The sequence below is a fragment of the Furfurilactobacillus rossiae DSM 15814 genome, assembly GCF_000428925.1.
Taxonomy (GTDB): domain Bacteria; phylum Bacillota; class Bacilli; order Lactobacillales; family Lactobacillaceae; genus Furfurilactobacillus; species Furfurilactobacillus rossiae.
The window spans coordinates 41,566-47,975 of record NZ_AUAW01000020.1; the positions used below are offsets into that span (position 1 = coordinate 41,566).

General features: G+C 44.3%; 7 protein-coding genes. 6 read left to right on the plus strand and 1 reads right to left on the minus strand.

Annotated elements, in window-relative coordinates:
* Positions 1–66: 66 nt before the first annotated feature.
* The gene (locus tag G400_RS0110995) at positions 67–2,154 is read right to left on the minus strand and encodes an LTA synthase family protein (protein WP_017261501.1); all 2,088 of its coding nucleotides are present in this window, start codon (positions 2,152–2,154) and stop codon (positions 67–69) included.
* Between the two features lie 219 nt (positions 2,155–2,373).
* Between G400_RS0110995 and G400_RS0111000 the strand changes: the two genes are divergently transcribed.
* From G400_RS0111000 to G400_RS0111025, 6 genes are all read left to right on the plus strand, one after another.
* Positions 2,374–3,033: a histidine phosphatase family protein gene (locus tag G400_RS0111000; protein WP_017261500.1), complete on the plus strand. Its 660-nt coding sequence runs from the start codon at positions 2,374–2,376 to the stop codon at positions 3,031–3,033.
* A gap of 343 nt (positions 3,034–3,376) precedes the next feature.
* Positions 3,377–3,865, plus strand: a complete 489-nt coding sequence (locus tag G400_RS0111005; RefSeq protein ID WP_017261499.1) for a GNAT family N-acetyltransferase — start codon at positions 3,377–3,379, stop codon at positions 3,863–3,865.
* 66 nt (positions 3,866–3,931) lie between these two features.
* The gene (locus G400_RS0111010; protein WP_017261498.1) at positions 3,932–4,393 is read left to right on the plus strand and encodes a MerR family transcriptional regulator; all 462 of its coding nucleotides are present in this window, start codon (positions 3,932–3,934) and stop codon (positions 4,391–4,393) included.
* A gap of 3 nt (positions 4,394–4,396) precedes the next feature.
* The gene (locus G400_RS0111015; RefSeq protein ID WP_017261497.1) at positions 4,397–5,026 is read left to right on the plus strand and encodes a TMEM175 family protein; all 630 of its coding nucleotides are present in this window, start codon (positions 4,397–4,399) and stop codon (positions 5,024–5,026) included.
* Between the two features lie 6 nt (positions 5,027–5,032).
* A complete protein-coding gene (locus tag G400_RS0111020; protein ID WP_017261496.1) occupies positions 5,033–6,010 on the plus strand; it encodes a linear amide C-N hydrolase in 978 nt (325 codons plus the stop codon).
* 142 nt (positions 6,011–6,152) lie between these two features.
* On the plus strand, positions 6,153–6,410 hold a 258-nt coding region (locus tag G400_RS0111025; protein ID WP_027827226.1), incomplete at its 3' end, for a hypothetical protein.

Genomic DNA, 6,410 nt, shown 5'->3' on the forward strand with positions numbered 1-6,410 from the left:
AAACAAATACCCATCGCAATGGTTAATTTCCGTTTGCGATGGGTATTTGTGTGGTATTGAAATGGATCAACGCCCCTTGTCATCAACCTCAGGGGCATCCGTGTGGTATAACCCTTCGATTGATTTATTGCCATTTTGACTGTACAGCGAGGTGCTACCGACACCGCGATCGCGTTCGATCTGCTCGGCTTTCTGTAACCCCTTCGTATACTTATATTTACTAGGATCAACTGGGGTAAAACCATCTGGTTTGTAGAATCGCAATAGGTTCTTTTGATTCAATGAATCAGACAGGCTTAGTTCCTTGGTCACCTTGGCCTGTTCGGCATCTGTGTGTTTCTTCTGTGCAGCTGTTAGGTTAGCAGGTTGACCAGTTTTGTTGTTGTAAATGGTGCCGGAAAGAGACGTGTAAGTCGGCGTCACAAAGTCTTGGTTACGGAAAGCCACGACTTGATCATGGTGTTTGGAGAAGAGGTCGGTACCAAACTGAACGTACTTTTTGGAGTTGATGCCCAATAAGTGGAGCAGTGTTGGTTCAACGTCAATTTCACCACCATATTGATGCTCGATCTTACCATGACCATTGCCCGGAATATGAACCATAAATGGCACACGTTGTAGTTGGGCGTTGTCAAAATTGGTCCAGTTGTCTGGATCCTTCCCAAGGACACTGGCGAGATTCTTGTTTTCTGAATTGGAAATCCCGTAATGATCCCCATAGATGACGATCATTGACTTGTTATACAGTCCCGAGGACTTCAGGAAGTTGAACAGTTCCTCAACGGATTGGTCCAAGTAGTGGTTCGTGACAAAGTAGTTATTAACCGCGGAGTCATCGGTATCAGTCGTTTTGAAGTTGGGATCTTGATCCTCTTTGTTTAATTCGAACGGAAAGTGGTTCGTAACGGTCAGATATTTAACATAAAACGGCTGTTGCAGATGTTGAAGGTACTTCACAGAGTCGTCAAATAACAGTTTGTCCTTCAACCCATAACCCATGGAACGATCACCGCTGTGATTGTAATACGGTTGTGAGAAGAAGTATTGATAGCCCAAATTTGGATATACGTTATTTCGGTTCCAGAATGTTGGCACGTTACCATGGAAAACGGCAGTGGTGTACTTTTCGGGTGACTGTTCGAGAATCGCCGGTGCGGCTTGGAAAGTTTCGTCGCTGCCCAGTTGGGCAAACAACGACCCCTGTGGCAAACCGTACGTACCAGCTTCTAGCATGTTTTCTGCGTCAGACGTTTTCCCTTGACCCACTTGATGAAAGAAATTATCAAACGCATAGGTGTCCTTAGAGTGATAAATGCTGTTTAAAAATGGCGTGACTTCTTTACCATTAACTTTTTGGTCAATCGAAAATTGTTGGAAACTTTCAAGGTGAATCACAATCACGTTGCGGCCCTTAGCGGCACCAAACATCGTTTTATTTGGCGCGGCATAATGTTTCTGCGTAAAGTCAGTGACATCCTTTAGTTCTGACTTGGTGGCTGCGGCCCGCATTGAGGATGTGTGCCATTCACTAGCACCATCGTAAGCGGTGAAAAAGTCTAGTCCGAGGTACTTAACCACATATGTCCGGTCAAACGTCCGCGTCATTAATTGAGAACGGTCCATTTCAGCGACAGCTAAGTTGAATGTAATAAACATAAGAGCAAACGACGTCACGGCGAAGCCGGTCTTTTTCGGCAGTGCTAGTTTGTCAAACTTCAACCAACGAAAGGCAAACAGCAGAATTAAAATGACTAAGTCCAGCCAATAAAGGACATCATGGGGCATGGTCAGGGCGAGCGAACTGCCTGATAAGCCTTGATTGACTTTGTCGTAACCGGTCATTGTCGAAACTGTCATGTAATCGGTGAATTCACGGAAGTAAATCACGTTCAGATAAAGTAAGACAGTATTTAAAATGTAGGTTAACGTCAAGATTGGATAAAAGAACCGCGCCCGCCGTGCATAGAAAGCGAGGCCGAATAATAGAAGGCTGGTTCCAATCGGATTGATGGCGACAATAAAGGCTTGAACGGGATCACTAATGGAAATGTGAAAATCGATCGCGTATGCCAACATTGTTTTGGCCCAAAAGACAAAGACCAGAAGCCAGAACAAACCGATTCGGGTGTTAAGTTTTGCTTGCAGCTTACGCATGAATCAAAGTCCTCTTTTTAAATTTACTCGTCAAAAAGCATATGACATAGTTTACCACGTCGGCCAATGGCTGTTCACTATTGGCAAATTGACCTTACGCAAACTTTAACCGGCTAAAGAATGTTTACGTTCCGCAAAGAAGCCCGTCAATTTTACTTAACAACGGTACCGTCGTGTATAATAGAGTCTAGAAAACATTAAAATTTGGGGGTTATCAACATGGCATCAGTGACACTGTATTTAGTCCGTCATGGACAAACTTATTTTAATATTTACAACAAACTGCAGGGTTGGAGCAATTCACCGCTGACCGACAAGGGTCTAGCAGATGCTAAGTCAGCTGGTGAACGGTTAGCTAATGTGTCGTTTGCTGCGGCCTATTGTTCTGACACAACACGGGCGCAACAAACGGCGGCAACAATCTTGACTGAAAATAATGTTTCAAATGTCAAACAGCCGATTAGCAGTCCATTTTTCCGCGAGCAGTTTTATGGTTCTTTCGAAGGCGAAAACATGAATTACGTGTGGGATCAAGTTGGCCGTCCACATGGATTAAATGGGTTTAAAGAAATTGAAGAAAAATATTCAATTGCCAAAGCGAAGGACTTCATGAAAGAGGCCGATCCCTTTCATGATGCCGAAAGTAACGATGAATATTGGCACCGAATCGATCGTGGTTTTGATTTAATTCGTGAAAACGATGATCTTTCTGATGGCGATAATGTACTCGTTATCAGTCACGGCAATACGTTGCTCAGTCTGATGGAGCGTTACGGTGGCGGCAAGTACGATCTCAGCGTCCGTCCAGAAAACGGCAGTGTGACCCGCCTCGCCCTCGATGATCAGAAGATTACAGTGTTGGGGTATAACGAGAAGTGAGCGTGACAAGCCCGGGTTTGAAGCCGAGCAACAACAGGAATTGACGATTGTGCAGGTGCTTTTTGCCTGTGCAATGGTCAGTTTCAGTTGTGCACAGGCTTTAGGGCTGGGAGCGCGTTATGGCTATGTAGCAGCCGAGAATCAAGCGGTCTTTGCTTGGTTTTCATCAGCTTCGGGTTATGCACAGCCTTCTGGGCGACAGTGACACGTTTTGGCTATATGGTAGTTTTGCCTGCGCAATCGTCAGTTTCGGTTGTGCACAGGCTTTAGGGCTGAGAGCGCGTTATGGCTATGAAGCAGCCACGACATCAATATAAATAAAAGAATAACTAAGGAGCAATTAATGAGTTTATTTCACTGGGGTAAGAAGAAAGAAGAAAAGCCAGAACTTGATATTGAACAACTTAAGGGAACAGATGGCAAAGTTTACGAAGATGCTGTGTCCGTCCGTTTAGCCGTTTTTGTCGACGAACAAGGCATTGATAAGGAATTAGAGTTGGACGGTCATGACGAAGACGCCACGCACTATGTTGGTTACGATCATGGCACACCGGTCGTGACGGCGCGGGTCAAAGCCTTAGATGATGATCTACTTCAGATTCAACGGGTTGCAACCATTGATTGGGCACGGCATCGTGGTTACGCCGTCGCGCTGATTAATCAGATTACTGCTGATGCCAAGGAAAACGGTTTCAAGACGTTATATCTAGAAGCACAGGAAACGGCCATCAGTTTTTATGCCAAACAGAGTTTTGAAGCTTACGGTCAACCATTTTTGGAAGCTAACATTTGGCACCGTAAGATGACTAAGGAATTATATCCGGAAGAATAAGACAGTAATGTCGCTGCGGACGCCATAATAAATTTTGGCAACACGCAGTAACCAGGAGGTGGGTGGATGGCGCGAACAAGTTTGCGCGACACCAGTAATGGTAAAATTTTTAGCACGGCGAATTTGATTTTCGGTATTGGCCAGATCAGTAAAATGACAGATGTTTCGACTCGTCAACTTCGTTATTGGGAATCAAAGGGATACATTAAGCCTAAAGAGCGTGAAGATGGTAATACATCGCGCTTGTATGGCTATGACACGTTTTTGAAAGTGTCTGGTATCAAACTGATGTTGGATGAGGGTTACACCCTAGCTGCTTCTGTTGAACGCACGGATGCCTTGATGGCGGAAGCGTTCAATATTCGTGGCTTTTTGCTGGATGCGTATCATGGTCAAGCCACGATTGACGGGAACACAATGCTTGATCTTGGCTATTTTGATGAAGATCATACGCAACGTTTGTACGCTCGCAGGACAGAAGATAATCGTGTCCATTATGTTGTAAAACCAGAAAACGGGGCGAATTGATCGATGATGTCTAAAGCACGTTTGGAAGCATTTAGTGATGGTGTTTTCGCCATTTTGATTACGATTCTTGTATTGGAATTTCACGTTCCAGACTATCATCAGGGTCATTTAGCAGCGGCAATTGCCAAGCAATGGCCTGAATTTTTGGCGTATGCAGTTTCCTATTTTTATGTTGGGACGTTATGGCTCTTTCACCACGATTACTTCGCAAGCTTGAAAGTGATTGATCGAAATTTGAACCTGATTAATTTGTTATCGATGTTTAGTGTCACATTGTTGGATTATCCAATGAGCTTGGTAGCTACCGCTATTGCGGAACGAAATACTGCGGACATTCGCGTATCGTTTATGATTTATTCAACAGTGGCATTATTTATCTCCTCTGTTTACTACTTGATGTATCGCTATCTGTACACTCATCAACAAATGATGGACAAGAACCACTTTGTGTTTGATCGCGGTATTAAAATGGATCCTTTACGATCAATCGCATTGTATGGACTAGCGATTGTCACCTCAATTTGGTCCAATTGGGTTGGCGGACTTTTGCTGTTGGCAGGCATTGCGTTTCACTTTATTGCGTACTTGCATCTGAGCCGTAATCGACGTCAAACTAGTAAGCTGGAGGTTTAACTTTATATGTGTACCAGTATTTTTCAAATTGCCTGTGATGGTACGCACGTCCTATCACGGACGATGGATTGGCCGACGCTTGATGTAAGACCAGCTTTTGTGCCACGGAATTACGAATGGCAAAGCGATTTTGATCATCGCGTGCATAAAAATCAGTACGCGATTGTCGGCAGCGCCTTTCAATTGTCGCATCGCATCGATATGTCAGATGGGGTGAATGAATGGGGACTGACAGCGCAGAAATTGACGTTTGCCAATGGTTCCAAACGGGCTGTTGAGCGACGTGCTGACAAAGTACAACTGGCGCCTTATGAGTTTGCCTTCTGGCTGTTGGGTAACTTTCGGTCTGTGGCGGAAATTGAAGCACATATTGACGAGGTCGAGCTTATGGCTGACACATACAGTGACCGCAAGTATGGCCAGTCGGAACTGCATTTTGCAGTGGCTGACCGCACTGGGCGAATGGTAGCCATTGAACCGACGATTATGCCAATGCGCGTTGTCGATGATCCACTGGGAATTTTGACAAACGTACCCAATTTCGAAAAACAGATTGACCGATTAACTGACTATATGGAATTTACCCCTGAATTTCTGGCGGGGCAGGTACCGTTAAACACCGCCAAGGTCACTACCGGCAACTTATCGGGTAAGCCGATTCCACCTGGTTCGTATAGTCCGTCGTCACGCTTTATTCGTGCGGCTTACTTCAAGGAACGAGCCAATCAACCATTTAATGAAGACGATGCCATTATCAGTAGTTGGCACTTATTGGATGGTGTCGCGGTACCGAGAAACACAGACCATCAGCAAACGTATTCTGTCTATCGTGCAGCAGCAGTTTGCGAGAGTCGCACGTACTACTTTGAACCATATAATCGAGAAAGCATTGTAAAGCTGCAGCTAACTGATGACATGTTGGCGTGGCAGAAACCAGTCTTTTACGATGTGGCTGATGAACTGCAAGTGACATCGGTACGATAATGTGACGGCAAGTAGATTGTCGTTCAAAAATAATTAATTTGATACTATAAAAAAGACTTCATGTTGGTAATCCTGTTATTGTCCCCTTAGAGTAGACAGACGAAATAATAAATCGTCTATCTATTTCTAAGGGGATTTTTGTATGGAAAAACAAGGACGTTCGTATAGTCTTGAACAAAAGCTAGACACTCTTTATCAGTTCAAACACTCAGGCAAAAGCATGAGGGCGTTCACCAAGGACTTTGGAATCGCATTTGTAACACTTAAAAAGTGGCTTGGCCTTGAACAATTAGAAGATTTTAAAGCGCTTGAACCAAGTCATGAATGGAAACGGTATTCGCAAGATACAAAGAATGCCGCAGTTCATGATCGCTTAGTCAATGGACTGTCTCAACTAGAT